13 protein-coding genes are annotated in these 15,202 nt (G+C 68.1%); 7 read left to right on the forward strand and 6 right to left on the reverse strand.

The window, feature by feature from the left end; all coding sequences use genetic code 11:
- Positions 1-74: 74 nt before the first annotated feature.
- The gene (locus H4W27_RS08315; RefSeq protein WP_192595513.1) at positions 75-1,037 is read left to right on the forward strand and encodes a LysM peptidoglycan-binding domain-containing protein; all 963 of its coding nucleotides are present in this window, start codon (positions 75-77) and stop codon (positions 1,035-1,037) included.
- Between the two features lie 63 nt (positions 1,038-1,100).
- Positions 1,101-1,802: an Rv3235 family protein gene (locus H4W27_RS08320; protein ID WP_192595514.1), complete on the forward strand. Its 702-nt coding sequence runs from the start codon at positions 1,101-1,103 to the stop codon at positions 1,800-1,802.
- Positions 1,803-1,821: 19 nt separating this feature from the next.
- Here H4W27_RS08320 and secA read toward each other — a convergent pair whose 3' ends face one another.
- From secA to mtrB, 5 genes are all read right to left on the reverse strand, one after another.
- Entirely contained in the window at positions 1,822-4,434 is a 2,613-nt protein-coding gene (gene secA, locus H4W27_RS08325; RefSeq protein WP_192595515.1) for a preprotein translocase subunit SecA, read from the reverse strand.
- 186 nt (positions 4,435-4,620) lie between these two features.
- Positions 4,621-5,349 (reverse strand): ribosome hibernation-promoting factor, HPF/YfiA family, encoded by a 729-nt coding sequence (hpf, locus tag H4W27_RS08330; RefSeq protein ID WP_192595516.1) that lies wholly within the window; start codon positions 5,347-5,349, stop codon positions 4,621-4,623.
- 128 nt (positions 5,350-5,477) lie between these two features.
- Positions 5,478-6,371 (reverse strand): ComF family protein, encoded by an 894-nt coding sequence (locus tag H4W27_RS08335; protein ID WP_192595517.1) that lies wholly within the window; start codon positions 6,369-6,371, stop codon positions 5,478-5,480.
- 157 nt (positions 6,372-6,528) lie between these two features.
- Positions 6,529-8,268 carry an LpqB family beta-propeller domain-containing protein gene (locus H4W27_RS08340; RefSeq protein WP_192595518.1) on the reverse strand — a complete coding sequence of 580 codons (1,740 nt, stop codon included), beginning with the start codon at positions 8,266-8,268 and terminating at the stop codon, positions 6,529-6,531.
- A complete protein-coding gene (mtrB, locus tag H4W27_RS08345) occupies positions 8,265-9,839 on the reverse strand; it encodes an MtrAB system histidine kinase MtrB (RefSeq protein ID WP_225939057.1) in 1,575 nt (524 codons plus the stop codon). The genes H4W27_RS08340 and mtrB overlap by 4 nt, the downstream gene beginning before the upstream one ends.
- Between mtrB and H4W27_RS08350 the strand changes: the two genes are divergently transcribed.
- Positions 9,838-10,074: a hypothetical protein gene (locus tag H4W27_RS08350; RefSeq protein ID WP_192596624.1), complete on the forward strand. Its 237-nt coding sequence runs from the start codon at positions 9,838-9,840 to the stop codon at positions 10,072-10,074. The genes mtrB and H4W27_RS08350 overlap by 2 nt on opposite strands.
- Before the next feature lie 31 nt (positions 10,075-10,105).
- Here H4W27_RS08350 and mtrA read toward each other — a convergent pair whose 3' ends face one another.
- Complete coding sequence (gene mtrA / locus H4W27_RS08355; protein ID WP_192595520.1) at positions 10,106-10,795, reverse strand: MtrAB system response regulator MtrA; 690 nt, start codon at positions 10,793-10,795, stop codon at positions 10,106-10,108.
- A gap of 230 nt (positions 10,796-11,025) precedes the next feature.
- Between mtrA and H4W27_RS08360 the strand changes: the two genes are divergently transcribed.
- The 4 genes from H4W27_RS08360 to H4W27_RS08375 are packed head-to-tail and all read left to right on the forward strand — an operon-like array spanning position 11,026 to position 15,199.
- Positions 11,026-12,198, forward strand: a complete 1,173-nt coding sequence (locus H4W27_RS08360) for a hypothetical protein (RefSeq protein WP_225939058.1) — start codon at positions 11,026-11,028, stop codon at positions 12,196-12,198.
- Positions 12,179-12,823, forward strand: coding sequence for a DUF4129 domain-containing protein (locus H4W27_RS08365; protein WP_192595522.1), 645 nt, complete (start codon positions 12,179-12,181; stop codon positions 12,821-12,823). The genes H4W27_RS08360 and H4W27_RS08365 overlap by 20 nt, the downstream gene beginning before the upstream one ends.
- Entirely contained in the window at positions 12,820-14,178 is a 1,359-nt protein-coding gene (locus tag H4W27_RS08370) for a DUF4350 domain-containing protein (RefSeq protein ID WP_192595523.1), read from the forward strand. Before H4W27_RS08365 ends, H4W27_RS08370 begins: the two co-directional genes overlap by 4 nt.
- A complete protein-coding gene (locus H4W27_RS08375; protein ID WP_192595524.1) occupies positions 14,171-15,199 on the forward strand; it encodes an AAA family ATPase in 1,029 nt (342 codons plus the stop codon). The genes H4W27_RS08370 and H4W27_RS08375 overlap by 8 nt, the downstream gene beginning before the upstream one ends.
- Positions 15,200-15,202: the final 3 nt, after the last annotated feature.

Here is a 15,202-nt window from a genome sequence, read left to right on the forward strand (position 1 = left end):
CAGAGCAACTGTGTACACTCCATAAATATCAAACCGCATCAAACGAACACTAAAACAACGTGACGGTGAACCTCATGCGTCCAACCTCCATGCCACCCTCCCAGGCGTCCCGCCGCCAGCCGGTCGAAGACCTGCTGCTGAGCACGACCCTTCTGGTCGGCGGACCCGCGCTCTGGACATGCGGCCGGGTCATTCTCGAGGCCCAAGTCTCCGACTCTCCCATCCGGTCCCTGCTGTCTCTGCCACGAGAGCCCCATCCGGGAACCGTCATCGAGCTCTCCGCCAGTGCATGGGAATCTCTGAGTCGCACGGGGATGGGGTCGGTGGAGGCGATCATCGGACTGGCGGCAGTCTGTGCCGGACTGCTGACGAGTCTGCTGGCGCTGGTCGCCGTCGCCGCGCTCCTTCTCCAGGCAGTGGCGGGCCGGTGTGGTGCAGTGCGAATGGCTCACAGCCTCACCCGGCTGACACCAGGCTTCCTCCGGCGTGCGGCCACGCTGACACTGGGGGCTGGTCTGGCCGTATCAGCCACCGCCGCAGACTCCTGGGCCGCCACGGCGAAGGACGGACCACCGGAGACGAGGGGCGCGGCGACGGCGGAGGCGGTGCCAGTTCATTGGCAGGCGGAGGACCCGGAGGCGCAGCGACCGAGCCCTGACTCGGTCCTCTTTGACCCACAGGCGCCCCGGCGCCCCAGCGGCTCCGAGGAGATTGATCCCCCAGCGCGTGCACAAGAATCCGAGAGGGCAGAAGACAAGGAGGCCCCGATGTCGGGACTGTTCATCCCGCGCGAGCGAGACTCCGTCGCGGACCGTCGGCAGAGTCAGCCGCAGCCGGACCCCGCACCCTCTGGAGCGCAGGTCCTCGTGCGCCCGGGTGACACCCTGTGGGAGATCGCGGCGGATCATCTGGGACCAGAGGCAACTGACTGGGAGATCGCCGAGAGCTGGCCGCGCTGGTACGAGGCCAACCGAGAGCTGATAGGCGATGACCCAAGCCTCATTCATCCGGGCATGCGGCTGAGTGCCCCCACCTGATTCCTTCCCTGCCGAACACCGCCCATCCGTCCACTGTTCGACCAGTCCACATCGGGAGAAACCATGTCTGCCAGTCCCGCAGGTCAGCGACCCTCAGCGCCGCAGAATGGCGCCGAGGAGACACTGCACGCGCTCAGATCGATCATCGACGCCGATCCGCTGCTGCGCGGTCACACGACTGTGATCGCAGCACCGAGGCCGCCCGGCGTCCAACGCCCGGCAGAGCCGTCCGAAGCTGGCCAGAACGGAGTCCTCTTTCGGCTCCGACGCGAAGACGAGGTGCCGGCGCTCGTGAGACGACTGCGCGGGGAGACCAGCGGCAGAGCCGCGGCACCCGCCCAGACAGAACCGCCGACCGCCCTGGCGACGCTTCGCGAGGAACGTCGTCAGATCTGCGCGATCTCCAGGATCGTCTGTCAGGTGACCAGCGAGGTTCTCCTCGGTCTGCGGCCGGCGAGTCAGCTCAGTCGCTGGATGGACCTCGAGGTGCAGCACAAGGTCCAGGAGCGTGCCGCACTGCTGGCTGAAGCGCGCCGCAGCACCGCTCCTGGGAGGGTGCCTTCCCGCAGCGCCTCGGCTCCGACCGGTGCGACGATCCCTCGACCTCAGCCCCTCAGCTTCGGCACCATACGCGCCGACCGGGCGACCCGAGGCGCGTGGGAGGTCTCGGTGGTCTTCGGCGACGCCGCTCGGATCCGAGCCTGCGCGCTCAGGCTGGAGGCCCGTCGGCGGCGCTGGCGCGTGGTCGCCATGGAACTCGGCTGAGTGCAGATCGGGGCCGGGCTCAGCCCTGGGTGGAGGTGGTGTCCTGCAGACCCGGGACACGGAGCCGCTTGCCTGCGGCGAACATGCGGCCATCCTTGACTCCGGGGAGGTTGGGAGCCGCCGTCGCCGGAGCCTGCGCGGTGACCTCTGCGCTGAAGAGCAGCCGCACGGAGTCTTCACGCACGCTGTCGGCCATGGTCTGGAAGAGCAGGAAGCCCTCGCGCTGGTACTCGACCAGGGGATCGCGCTGAGCCATGGAGCGCAGACCGATCCCGGACTTGAGATAGTCCATCTCGTAGAGGTGTTCCTGCCACTTCTCATCGATGACGGTGAGCAGCACCCGGCGCTCGAGCTGCCGGATCGCAGTCTCGCCGATGTCCTCCGCCTTCTTCTCGTAGGCGATCTTGGCGTCGGAGATGAGTTCGCGCTTGAGCATCTTCACACTCAGCTGATCGATCCCGCCGGCCTCCTCGACCAGGTCTGCGATGCTCAGCGAGACCGGGAACAGGGAGTTCAGCTCCTCCCACAGGGCCTCGAGATCCCAGTCCTCGGAGGAGTTCGCCGTGGTCTTCTCGTCGATCATCAGCCCCACCGCATCTTCGATGAAGTGCTGGACCTTCTCGTGGACGTCATCGCCCTCGAGGATCCTGCGCCGATCCGAGTAGATCGCCTGACGCTGGCGGTTCATCACGTCGTCGTATTTGAGCACGTTCTTGCGCGTCTCGGTGTTCTGCCCCTCGCGCTGCTGCTGGGCGTTGGCGATCGCGGAGGAGACGAACTTGTGCTCCACCGGGATCTCATCGTCCATGGCTTTGGAGTTCATGATGCGCGCCGCGGCGGCCTGGTTGAACAGGCGCATCAGGTCATCGGTGAGAGAGATGTAGAACCGCGACTCGCCGGGATCGCCCTGTCGTCCTGAGCGACCGCGCAGCTGGTTGTCGATGCGGCGGGACTGGTGGCGCTCGGTGCCGAGCACGTAGAGCCCACCGAGCTCGCGGACCTCGTCGCCCTCGGCGTTGGCCTCGGCCTTGGCCCGGGAGAAGACCTCGTCCCAGCGGGCCTCATAGGCCTCAGCGTCCTTCACCGGGTCAAGGCCCAGCTTCTCCATCTCTCGGACCGCGTTGAACTCGGAGTTGCCGCCGAGCATGATGTCGGTGCCGCGGCCAGCCATGTTGGTGGCCACGGTGACCGCACCCTTGCGCCCGGCCTGGGCGATGATGGCGGCCTCGTGCTCGTGGTTCTTCGCGTTGAGCACCTCGTGGCGGATGCCGGCCTTCGCCAGCTTCTTGGAGAGATACTCGGACTTCTCCACGGATTCACTGCCCACCAGGATGGGCTGACCCTTGGCATGGCGCTCGATGATGTCGTTGATGACGGCGTCGAACTTCACCACCTCGTTCTTGTAGACGAGGTCATTGTGGTCGACGCGCTGCAGCGGCCGGTTCGCGGGGATCGGGACCACGCCGAGCTTATAGGTCGACATGAACTCGCCGGCCTCGGTCTCTGCGGTGCCGGTCATCCCGGAGATCTTCTCGTAGCTGCGGAAGTAGTTCTGCAGGGTGACGGTGGCCCGGGTCTGGCTCTCCGGCTTGACCCGCACCTGCTCCTTGGCCTCGATGGCCTGGTGCAGGCCCTCGTTGTAGCGGCGACCCTTGAGGATGCGGCCAGTGTGCTCATCGACGATGTGCACCTCGCCCTGAGACACGACATAGTCGGTGTCCCGCTTGAACAGCTCCTTGGCCTTGATCGCGTTGTTCAGGTACTGGATCAGCGTGGTGTTCTGGGTCTCGTAGAGGTTCTCGATGCCGAGATAGTCCTCGACCTTGTCGATCCCGGACTCCAGGACGCCGATGGTGCGCTTCTTCTCATCGACCTCGTAGTCCTCGTCGATGGTCAGCTTCTTCACGAGTGTGGAGAAGTCGTTGTACCAGCGGGAGATGTCCCCGGAGGCGGCGCCGGAGATGATCAGCGGGGTTCTGGCCTCGTCGATGAGGATCGAGTCGATCTCGTCGATGATCGCGTAGTGGTGTTCGCGCTGCACCAGGTCATCGAGGGACTGGGCCATGTTGTCGCGCAGGAAGTCGAAGCCGAACTCGTTGTTCGTGCCATAGGTGATGTCGGCGGCGTAGGCGTCTCGCCGGGCGGCGGGCTTCATGTCATTGGTGATGATCCCGACATCGAGTCCCAGGAAGCGGTGGACGCGTCCCATGAGCTCAGCCTGGTACTTGGCCAGGTAGTCATTGACCGTGACCACGTGCACGCCCTTGCCGGAGAGGGCGTTGAGGTAAGCCGGTGCAGTGGCGACCAGCGTCTTGCCCTCACCGGTGCCCATCTCGGCGATGTCTCCCAGGTGCAGGGCGGCCCCACCCATGAGCTGGACGTCGTAGTGTCGCTGCCCCAGGGTGCGATCGGCCGCCTCGCGGACCGTGGCGAAGGCTTCGGGCAGCAGCGAGTTCAGCGACTCGCCGTCGCGCAGCCGCTCGCGGAAGCGTTCGGTCTCGGCGCGCAGCTCGGCGTCGCTGAGTTCCTTGAACTCGTCCTCCAGGAGGTTGACCGCGTCCGCATAGGCGCGCAGAGTCCGAAGGACCTTCTTGTCCCCGGTCTTGAGGATTCGTTCAAGCAGAGTGGGCACAGCCAGTTCTCCATCGGTGTCTACTGGTACGGCGGAGACCCACGATAAGGGCATGGGTCACCAGCGATAAGTCTACGCGCTCACCCCCGCCCACGTTGAGCGGCGGATTCTCCGGGCATATAGAGGCAGTCTCCGCGGGAGATGCCCCGAGAATCCGCCGCTCAACGGTCAGGGGGGTCTTTCAGGTCAGACGGCGTCGGCGTAGTGAGCCGGGGCGCCGTTGTCCGCGTGGTAGTCGCGCTCCTCCACCACGGGCTCATTCGCCCCGTCGGTGTCCTGGTCCAGCGAGATCACCCCGTAGGTCCATCCGCGACGGCGGTAGACGGCCGAGGGCTGTCCTGTCTCCGCGTCGACGAACAGGTAGAAGTCATGGCCGACGAGCTCCATGGCGTCCACGGCGGCATCCACGCTGACCGGCTGCGCCGGGAAGACCTTGCGCCGGATCTTCACCGTGGACTGCGACTCGGCCTCTTCCTCGGTGGGCGGCACGTCATCGGCCTGCTCCGCGTCGAGGACCTGCTCATAGAGCGGGCGATCCGTGGCAGCCGGAGCAACGCTCGCCATGGCGGCGGCGACGTCCGGGGCTCCGTTGTGGGAGGCGTGGGCGCGGGACTTCTTCTTGTCTCGAGTCCGGCGCAGACGCTCCACGAGCTTGTTGATGGCGATCTCGAAGGCGGCGAACTTGTCCCCCGCCTGCGCCTCAGACCGAATGACCTTTCCGCGCCCCATGACCGTCAGCTCGACAGTGATGCTGGTATCGGCTCGGCGGTGGGAGTTCTCGCTCGAGACCTTGATCTCGAGGCGGTGTCCCTTGTCAGCGAGCTGCTCGATCTTGCCGAGCTTCTCTTCGACGTGCTCCTTAAAGGTGGAGGGGATCGCGATATTTCGGCCAGTGTAGTTGACCTGCAGAGTCATTCTGTCCTCCTCGTATCCGATGTCAGACGCAACGGGGACGGGAGTGCTGTTCCCCTCGCCGTCGCGATGGGACCCTATCGAAGTACCCATACCCCAGACTAGATCGCCGAGCCGACCCACGTCACCCTTTATGCCTCCGGCGAAGCGCTCACCAGCACTGACTCGTCCGCGGCGCCGGGGGCCGGGGCGGCCGCGAGCACGGCGGCACCGTGGACTCGAGCCCCGGCGGCGCTGAGCACCCGGTAGAGCTCACCCAGCGTCGAGCCGCTGGTGAGCACATCGTCGATGAGCAGAACATCGGCCCCCGCCAGCAGCCTGGAGCTTCGGGCGGTGACCTCGATGCTGCCTGCCAGGGAGCTGCGCCTGGCACGGGCGCCGCGGGACTTCTGCCTGCCGGCCCGCGGATCCAGCGAGCGCAGCCACGCCCGGGGCGCGTGTCGCAGCAGTCCAGGAACATGGGTGAAGCTCGACTCGGCGCGCGCGCCGCCGGGTCCCGCACCGCAGGCAGGCAGGGCATGGCGCATCAGGAGCTGCAACGGATCGAATCCGCGGGCCAGCCGGGAGCGCAGCGACGGTGGAGGACTGATCAGCATCCAGTGCACGCCTCCTGACCCCTCCGGCCCGCTCGCCCGCTCGGCGGCGGCATCCAGCGCGCGGCGCAGGCCGGGACCGAGGTGGGCGGCCAGACTGACGGCCGCGTGGTCCTTGAACGCCAACACGGCGCGGGAGACCAGACCCTCATAACGGCCCGCAGCGGTGACCGGCAGCACCGTGATCTCCTCCGTGTGGAGCGGCAGCGGCAGCGCGAGCGCCTGCTGCTCGGCAGGGAAGGGGGCCCGGGTCAGCACGTGCAGATCCTCTGCGCAGGAAGCACAGAACACCGTGTCCTGCGCCCCGCACCCGCTGCACCAGGTCGGACTGAGCAGGCCCAGCGCAGAGCTGATCCCTGCCCGCACGGCGTGCCCGGGGGCAGAGAACCAGACACGGTCCAGACCCTGCGCGAGCTCATCAGGATGGCCCATGTCCTAAGCCTCGGTGAAGCTCGCCCGGTGCGGGCGGCCTGATCAGCTTGTGTGGAGATCAGCCCGCAGGCCAGGACCTCCGTGCGGCTGGGGAAGACCCGTCACGACCCCGCCCTCTCAGACTCGGCAGACGTGTCAGCCTGCACGGTCCGGCAGCTCAGCCCGGGTAGGCCAGATCGCGGATCTCCACACCATCCGAGGCGACCCATGTACCCCCTCCGGAGAGGTTCTGGAACGGAACCTCCACCGTCTCTGCGAACACGTTCGACTGTCCCTCGCCCGCGGAGAGGTTCAAGAGGCCCAGCAGAGGCCGTTCCACTCCACTGGAGCCGGTGAGGGTCACCCGCTCAGGAGTCATCGCGTCGTCCTCCGAGCTGGCCCAGACGTAGAGCGCGTCGGAGCCCTGCCAGCGAACCTCTTCGAGGTCCACTGAGGTCTGCACCCGCATGGGCTGGCCGAGCCCGCGCGGGATGCCGGTGGAGTCGCGGATGACACCGGCCACGTAGAGGCCCCGTTCGCCGTCGTCGTCGAGGATCATCGCCGCACGCGCGCCGTCCTGGGCGATGCGCAGCGAGGTGATCGTGCGGTTCTCCAGCCAGTCGGCGCTGACCTCCGCCTGACCGGGCTCCAGGGACTCGTCATAGGCCAGCGCATGGACCGTGGACTCGTCCCCCTCGGCGGAGGCGGTCCAGGTCCAGCCGAAGTTGTCCATAGAGGGCCGGGTGAGGTTGTCGGCCTCGAGCACCGGGTCCGGGGCGCGCTCGGGGCGCAGGTGGTAGAGCACGTCTGCCTCACCGTTGAGGAATGCGAAGACGTCGGGGGAGTCATTGGGCACCGCCGGATCCTGCGGATCGAGGTCAGAGATGTCGGGCAGGCTGCCGATGGACAGGGTGACCTGATCGTTCTGTCGGCGCAGCGTGCCGTCTTCGATGCCCACCTGGGTGGGGTCCACTTCGGGGGAATCCTCGATGTCCAGCCGGTCCTCCTCGGGGAGGTCGGGGGACACGGGGATCTCCAGCTCGCGCTGCTCCACGGTGATCTCCACGTCGCGCACGCTGGAGAGCGACATCAGCGCCAGGTCGAGCTGCTCCTGCATCAGCGCACGCTCGGCCGGCTCGGCGTCTGCCACCTGCTCGGGGGCGAGGTCGACTGTTGCTGTGCCCTCGTCCACCGGCACCGTGGCGCGTTCCAGCTCCGCGCCGTCGGGGAACGCCGAGACGACCGCGGGCTCGAGATAGGGAGCCGGACCGGCGAGCAGCGCGCCGACGATCTGCGAGGAGATGCCGGGGCGGTTGAGGAACCAGCGCTGATCAGGCACCGCGTAGCGCAGCTGCGGGTCGAAGTAGTACAGGGTGTGGGCCTGAAAGACCTGTTCGAAGGTTCCGTCGAGCAGCATCGTGCCGTCGGGGGCGTCGGTGATCCGCCACTGTCCGTCGATCTCCTCCACGGTGAAGTCCATGACCTCCGCAGACTCCTCGGGCAGCCTGGTCAGGATCCCGCTGGAATCGATGACCTGTTCCACCTGGAACTGGGCCGTCCAGGTGTCCTCGCCGGAGAGAAGGACGGTGGGCTCGCTGGAGTAGACCAGGGTCCGCCCATCGGGCCGCCACTCCCGTGCCGCCTCCGGGTCCATGAACTCCCGGGCCACGGCGTAGTCGTCCCGGGCGTTGGCGCCGGCACGGATGAAGCCGTGCACGATCTGTGCGGCGGAGGCATCGGGCTGCGGCGGGAAGACCTGCGGGGCCAGGTTGAAGTCGCCGTCGGAGTCGGGGGCCGAGGTGCCGACCGGACCGTCGGTGGGCAGCGCCGGCGAGCAGGAGGTGACCAGCAGAAGCACCAGCGCAGTCAGCGCGGCGGCCACACGTCTGGGCAGCGTCGAGCGACGACGACGGATCATGAGTCCTCCTTCTGCTGGTAGAGCGACTGCTCGTTGATCCGGTCATGCTCCGGATCCCCGTAGCTGGAGACCTGCGGGATGGCCTCGATGCGGTGCCGATCTGAGGCGCGGTAGACCGGGGGCAGCGCCATCGGTGAGGCGCGGTAAGGCACGCTCTGGCGGCGCGGCAGCACGAGCCTGAAGCAGGAGCCCTGCCCCCTCTGGCCCCAGGCGTCGAGGGCGCCCTGGTGCAGCCGGGTGTCCTCGGTGGCGATGGACAGGCCCAGTCCGGAGCCGCCGGTGGTGCGTGCCCGGGCGGGGTCGGCGCGCCAGAAGCGGTCGAAGACGTGGGAGACCTCGGAGGGGCTCATGCCGATCCCATGGTCACGCACGGAGATCCCGACCGCCGTCGGGCTGGAGGCGACGATCACGTCGACCGGGCGGGCCTCAGCATGTTCGATGGCGTTGTTGACCAGGTTGCGCAGGATGCGGCTTATGCGTCGGGCATCGACCTCGGCGATGAAGTCCTCGCCCTGGATCACCAGCCCGAGCGGAGTGCGGGAGCTCTCCGCCAGCGGCTGGGAGCTCACCAGGACCTCGCGGGAGAGCGAGAGCAGGTCGACCTCCGCCGTGGCCAGTTCCGCGGCGCCGGCGTCGAAGCGTGACATCTCGAGCAGGTCTGAGAGCAGCGCCTGGAAGCGCTCCACCTGGTGATAGAGCAGCTCCGCAGAGCGCTGGTTAATCGGGTCGAACTCCTCGCGGGATTCATGCAGCACCTCGGCGGCCATGCGCACCGTGGTCAGCGGGGTGCGCAGCTCATGGGAGACGTCTGAGACGAAGCGCTGCTGCATCTTGGAGAGGTTCGCCAGCCGGGTGATCTGCTCCTGCAGGTTGGAGGCCATCCGGTTGAAGGAGAGGCCCAGTCGGGCGATCTCATCCTCACCGCGCACGGCGAGGCGCTGGTCGAGCTCGCCGTCGGCGATGCGTTCGGAGACCTCGGCCGCCTGAGAGACAGGGCGCACCACAGAACGCGCGACCCACGCGGCGATGGCCATGTTGATCAGCAGGATCGCGGCTCCGGCGGCGAGCATGGTGCGGAAGACGAAGGAGACGTTCTCCTGGACCGGGGAGAAGTCATAGACGAAGTAGAGGGCATAGGGGTTTCCCTGCACGTCCACCTGCGTGCCGAAGGCGACCCCGGGGACCGCGTCAGGGCCCTCTGACTCCAGCGCCACCGACTGCCAGTACTGTCCGGTGCCCTGGGCGATCGCGTCGGTGAGCTCAGCGGAGATCTGCTCCCTGGTCACCTCCGGATTGGTGCTGAACCCACCGATGAGGTTCTCGCCGGTCTCGAGCGGCAGCAGCATGGCCTCGCGCTGAATCTCTGCCCCCGACTCCCCCACGTCTTGCAGAATGGACTCGATGTCCTGCTCCGCCTCGCCGCGACTGCTGGTGTTCAGCGCCGCGAAGTTGTTGCGCACCTCGTCCAGGCCGCTGGTGGCCTCCCGCTCTGCCTGGTCGAAACGTTCCTGGAAGAGACCAGAGGTGACCTGTTGGACCAGGAAGGCGGCCACCGCCATGGTGCTGATCATGGTCAGCAGCCCGGTGAAGAAGACCGCACGGATGAGCAGCGAGCGGGCCCAGAGTCTGGGGAGCTCACTGATCCTGCGCATCCTGCCCAGCAGGCCCGGCCGCGAGCGCGCCGGCGTCTCGGTGCTCGGAGACGCACCCGCGGAGTCACCGTCCGCGCTCGGGGAGGTGGCGACCCGGTCGCGGATGATCGGAATGCTGCCCGTGGAGGCCGCTGAGGCCCTCGAGGCGAGGTGATCCGTGGACTTCTCCGATTCAGGCGGAATGACTACCCCTGCCCTCCGGCCTTATAGCCGACTCCGCGCACGGTCTGCACGATCTCCGGATTCTCTGGATCCTTCTCGATCTTGGAACGCAGGCGCTGCACATGGACGTTGACCAGTCTGGTGTCGGCCTGGTGGCGGTATCCCCAGACCTCTTCAAGGAGCATCTCCCTGTTCCAGACCTGCCAGGGCTTCTTCGCCAGGGCGGTGAGCAGGTCGAACTCCAGCGGAGTCAGTGAGATGCGGTGCTCTCCGCGGCGCACCTCGTGTCCTGCCACGTCGATGCTGAGGTCTCCGATGGACAGCGTCTCCCCCTCGGAGCGGGTGCCGTGATCGGCGGGCCGCAGCCGGGCGCGCACCCGGGCCACCAGTTCGGCGGGCTTGAACGGCTTGGGCACATAGTCGTCTGCACCGGCCTCGAGGCCGCGCACCACGTCGGCGGTGTCTGATTTGGCGGTCAGCATGATCACCGGGGTATCGGCCTCTTCGCGGATCTCGCGACAGACCTCGATGCCGTCCTTGCCGGGCAGCATCAGGTCGAGCAGGACCACATCGGGCTTGGAGCTGTGGAAGGTCTCCAGCGCGTCGTCGCCGTTGAAGCAGAAGGTGGGCTCGAATCCTTCATTGCGCAGCACGATGCCGATCATCTCGGCCAGCGCTTCATCGTCGTCGACGACCAGGATCCTGGCTTTCATCTGCTCTCCGTCCTTTGAGGTCCTGCAGCACAGCGCTTCACGCGCGCAGGTTGGGGCCCGATTCCTCGCGGCACCGCGTTCAGGATATATGAGAGCGGTAGGCTGGGCGCGGAGGGCACTCGCGCAGGCGCGCTTGAGGAGGGGCAATGATCCGCACAGCGGCGACACACCGTGGTGCTCGGCGGTCGCCGAGCGCTGCCTCTTCGCCGTCTCCGACGTCGCCCTCCACAGTGCCCCCGGGCCCATATCCACCCCATGACGCCCGAAGGTCTCGCGGCTCCGGGCCGCAGGGCTCGGCCCTCCCCGCCGGCCCGACCCTGGCACCGGGAACCGTCTTCCCGCTGCGCAGGATGGTCGCCGATGAGCTCTTCAGCGCGGCGGCCGCAGTCATCCGACGCTCCCCGCGAGCGGTGCTCGGGGTGCCGTTCGTGGCGGGGCTGGTGAACTTCGGACTCACGCTGACCCTGATGGTGCTGCTGCCCTCCTCCGCCTACACTCGCATGCTCACCGACCCGGCAGCCTTCGAGGACGCCGATGTCGCCCTGGGCCTGGCCACCGACACCGCCTTCATCTGGCTCACGCTGGCAAGCTCGGCGCTGACCTCCCTGGTCATCCTGGTGGCCGCGGCTTATATGGCGCTCCCCACCCTCCGGGCCGCCTACGGCCTGCGCACCTCCATGGCACAGACAGTGCGTCTGAGGCTCGGCAGGCTCGGCCCCGTGGTCCTGAACCTGCTGGTCCTGGGCCTGATCCTCGGCGTGCTCGCCGTGCCCGTGCTCTTCCTCGCCGTGCTGGTGCTGGTGCTGACCCTGTTCCTCGGGGCGGTGGTCGTTCTGCCTGCACTCTTCCTGGTGCTTTGCTGGGTCACCGCCGCGGTGATGTACGCCCCGGTGACCGTGATCGTGGAGCGACTGGGCCCGCTCGCCGCGATCGCCCGCTCCTGGCGGCTCAACCGCGGACGCTGGTGGCGGCACATCGGACTGGTGGCGCTGCTCTACGTGATCCTGGGCATCGTGTTCAGCATCGCCTCGGCGCCGCTGATGATCGCCGTGGCCGCCACCGAGCTCCTGGAGGGATCCCTGCTGCCCGGAGCCCCCGCCGAATGGGCCGAATTCATCGTCTTCGCCGTGTCCGAGCTCTACGGCACAGTGGTCACCACCCTCTTCGTCGGCGTGGTCGGCACCGTGGTCTCGCTGATGTACCTCAATGCAAGAATCCGTCAGGAGGCGCTGGACGTGACCCTGCTGGCCGCCGCGGAGCAGGACCTCCCGACAGAGGCGCAGCACGCCGGGTCGGTGGAGCGCCTCGTCCCCGGTTCGATCGAGCACCTCCACGACCATTTCCAGGATCGCCTCCCGCAGCCTGCCGCGGGGGTGAACCGCGATGCAGCCCGAGCGCGATGAGGCCAGGCGGCTCCTCGAGGAGGAGCTCAGCGACCCCCGCTATCAGCGCGACGCCGCGGGGCCGCTGCGTGAGGCCGCCGACCGCTTCTTCGCCTGGCTGGACCAGCTCGCACTGAACATCGGACCGGTGAACCTTCCGCTGGGCCCGGTCCTGCTGCTGGTGCTGCTGCTCGCCGCGGTGATCCTCTGCATCGTCCTGGTCCGCCCGCGGCTGCAGCGCAGCGGCGACCCGGAGGATCTGCTCACCAGCCCCTCCGGCATCACGGCGGCTCAGCTGCGCGACCGCGCAGAGGCACATGCCGCCGCGGGCCGCTTCGACGAGGCCTGCCGTGAGCTCTTCCGTGCGGTCGTCCGCGCCGCCGAGGAGCACCGGGTGCTGGCCGAGCAGGCCGGACGCACCGCCACCGAGGCCGGCGAGGCGCTCGCCCGGGCCCATCCCGGCGAGGCCGCCCGGGCCGTGCGGGCAGCCGAGCTGTTCAACTACTCCCGCTACGGCGGCGGCTCCATGCAGCGCGCAGACTATGACACCCTGCTGATCCTTGACCGGCACCTCGACCCGCGCCCGGGATCAGGCACCGAGTCACGCACTGAGTCACGCCTCGAGCGGGACGGGGCACAGAGATGACGACGACGGCGACCCTCGGCTCGGCGCTGCGCTCGGGCTTCCAGCGCTGGCAGTTCTGGCTCCTGCTGCTCGTGCTCGGCCTGCTCTCCGTGGTGCTCGTCCAGGCCATGAGTGAGGAGGACACCGACCGCTATGGCCTGGAGAACACCTCCCTGGACGGCTACGCCGCGCTGGCGCAGGTGCTCCAGGACGAAGGCGTCACGCTGCGAACCGCCTCCTCCGCGCAGGTCGCCGAGGAGCTCATGCAGGAGCATCCCGAGGCTCCCCTGGTGGTCCTCTCCACCGGTGAGGTGCCCGCCCAGGGGTTCCTCGACCAGCTGCGCGAAGGCGCAGACCGTGAGGTCGTGCTGCTGACGGAGTCCCCCGAGCTCGTCGACGCCCTGTACCCCGAGGGCGAGGTCAGCTATGCCGGGGCCCATGCCGGGGGCGGGCCCCTCGAGGCGGCCACGTTGGACGCGGGCGCCCAGTGCGCGGTGCCGGCCGCGGTGAACGCCGGCCAGGTCCAGGCCCCGGGTGCGCTCTTCCACAGCCATGACCCCGGGTGCTTCACCGGCTTCGAGGACGACTCCGGTCAGGCCCAGATTCTGGTGGAGACCTCGGCCGGGGTGCTCTTCGGATCCCCCGAGGCCTTCAGCAATCACGACATCACCTCCGCCGGCCACGCCGCACTGGCGCTCTGGCTCTTCGGGGGGCGCGATGAGCTCATCTGGTACACGCCGATGGGCCTGGACGCGATGTCCTCTGAGGACTGGGCCTCCCCGACCGATCTCCTCCCCGGCTGGGTGGTTCCGCTGGCCTGGTGGCTGCTGCTCTGCGCCGTCGTGCTGATGCTCGTGATGGGACGCCGTCCCGGACCGGTGGTCGGGGAGCCGCTGCCGGTCCAGGTGCCCGCGGCGGAGACCGCCGAGGGACGCGGACGGATGTACCAGAGCGCCAACGCGGTGCAGGCCTCGGCGCAGACTCTGCGCAGCGCGCATCTGATCAGGCTCTCCCGACTCCTGCGCCTCGGCAGCGCCCCGCAGCAGTCCGGCATCGTCGAGGCGGTCGCCCGTCAGGTGCACCGCGATCCTGCGGAGATCGCCCGCCTGTTCGCCGAGCAGCCCCGGAGCAACGCAGAACTTGTCGCCCATGCCCAGGCCCTGAAGATGCTGGAGGATGACGCCCAGCACGCAGTGCTCACCCAGCACACCCGCACCGGCTCCGGCTCCGCACGATCCCATCCACCCTCGACCCCAGACTCACCGCCGCACCCGCGGCCAGCATCACCGCCGCACCCGCGGCCAGCATCACAGCCGCACCCGCGGCCAGCATCACAGCCGCACACTCAGCAAGGGAAGAACACCAGCAATGACTGAACCTCATATCGCGTCCCAGCACACCCAGGAAGCACCCCGGCGAGGACCCGCGGCGCCGACGGCGCAGGAGGTGTATCTGCTGCGCGACAAGTTCCAGCAGGTGCGCGGTCAGGTGGCGAAGGCGGTCGTCGGGCAGGACACCGCCGTGACCAGCGTGCTCATCGGGCTGCTGGTGCGCGGGCATGTGCTGCTGGAGGGCGTCCCCGGAGTGGCCAAGACGCTGCTGGTCCGGGCGATCTCCGCCTCGCTGAGCCTGGACACGGCGCGGGTGCAGTTCACCCCCGACCTGATGCCCGGCGATGTGACCGGTTCGCTGGTGTATGACTCCAAGACCGGGGACTTCAGCTTCCGCGAGGGCCCGGTCTTCACCAATCTCATGCTCGCCGATGAGATCAACCGCACGCCGCCGAAGACTCAGGCCTCGCTCCTCGAGGCCATGGAGGAGCGTCAGGTCTCAGTGGACGGGATCAGCCGTCCGCTGCCGGATCCGTTCCTGGTCGCCGCCACGCAGAACCCGGTGGAGTATGAGGGAACCTATCCGCTGCCGGAGGCCCAGCTGGACCGCTTCCTGCTCAAGGTGCATCTGGACCTGCCCCACCGCGGAGAGGAGATCGAGGTCATCCGCCGCCACGCCGCAGGCTTCAACCCCTCGGACCTCGCTGGAGCCGGGGTCACCGCTGTGGCCGGCGCCGCAGATGTGCTTGCGGCCCGCGAGCAGGTCAGGCAGGTCTCCATCGCCGATGAGGTCCTCGCCTACATCGTTGATCTGGCGCGCGCCACCCGGGAGACTCCCAGCTTCCAGCTCGGCGTGTCCCCCCGCGGCGCCACTGCCCTGATGAACGCCTCCCGGGCCTGGGCCTGGCTCTCCGGACGGGACTTCATCACCCCCGACGACGTCAAGGCGCTGGCTCCCGCCTGTCTGCGCCACCGTGTCTCGCTGCGCCCAGAGGCCGCGATGGACGGGGTCAGCATCGACGATGTGCTGCAGTCGATCCTGGCCACTGTGCCGGTCCCGCGCTGAGGC

This window comes from Nesterenkonia lutea, from assembly GCF_014873955.1.
Taxonomy (GTDB): domain Bacteria; phylum Actinomycetota; class Actinomycetes; order Actinomycetales; family Micrococcaceae; genus Nesterenkonia; species Nesterenkonia lutea.

Excerpts from the sequence above, each read along its gene's own strand:
- H4W27_RS08315 (WP_192595513.1), top strand. The coding sequence starts at position 75 with ATGCGTCCAACCTCCATGCCACCCTCCCAGGCGTCCCGCCGCCAGCCG.
- H4W27_RS08320 (WP_192595514.1), top strand. The coding sequence starts at position 1,101 with ATGTCTGCCAGTCCCGCAGGTCAGCGACCCTCAGCGCCGCAGAATGGC.
- hpf (WP_192595516.1), bottom strand. The coding sequence starts at position 5,349 with ATGACTCTGCAGGTCAACTACACTGGCCGAAATATCGCGATCCCCTCC.
- H4W27_RS08335 (WP_192595517.1), bottom strand. The coding sequence starts at position 6,371 with ATGGGCCATCCTGATGAGCTCGCGCAGGGTCTGGACCGTGTCTGGTTC.
- H4W27_RS08340 (WP_192595518.1), bottom strand. The coding sequence starts at position 8,268 with ATGATCCGTCGTCGTCGCTCGACGCTGCCCAGACGTGTGGCCGCCGCG.
- H4W27_RS08350 (WP_192596624.1), top strand. The coding sequence starts at position 9,838 with ATGGTCAGCAGCCCGGTGAAGAAGACCGCACGGATGAGCAGCGAGCGG.
- mtrB (WP_225939057.1), bottom strand. The coding sequence starts at position 9,839 with ATGATCAGCACCATGGCGGTGGCCGCCTTCCTGGTCCAACAGGTCACC.
- mtrA (WP_192595520.1), bottom strand. The coding sequence starts at position 10,795 with ATGAAAGCCAGGATCCTGGTCGTCGACGACGATGAAGCGCTGGCCGAG.
- H4W27_RS08365 (WP_192595522.1), top strand. The coding sequence starts at position 12,179 with ATGCAGCCCGAGCGCGATGAGGCCAGGCGGCTCCTCGAGGAGGAGCTC.
- H4W27_RS08370 (WP_192595523.1), top strand. The coding sequence starts at position 12,820 with ATGACGACGACGGCGACCCTCGGCTCGGCGCTGCGCTCGGGCTTCCAG.
- H4W27_RS08375 (WP_192595524.1), top strand. The coding sequence starts at position 14,171 with ATGACTGAACCTCATATCGCGTCCCAGCACACCCAGGAAGCACCCCGG.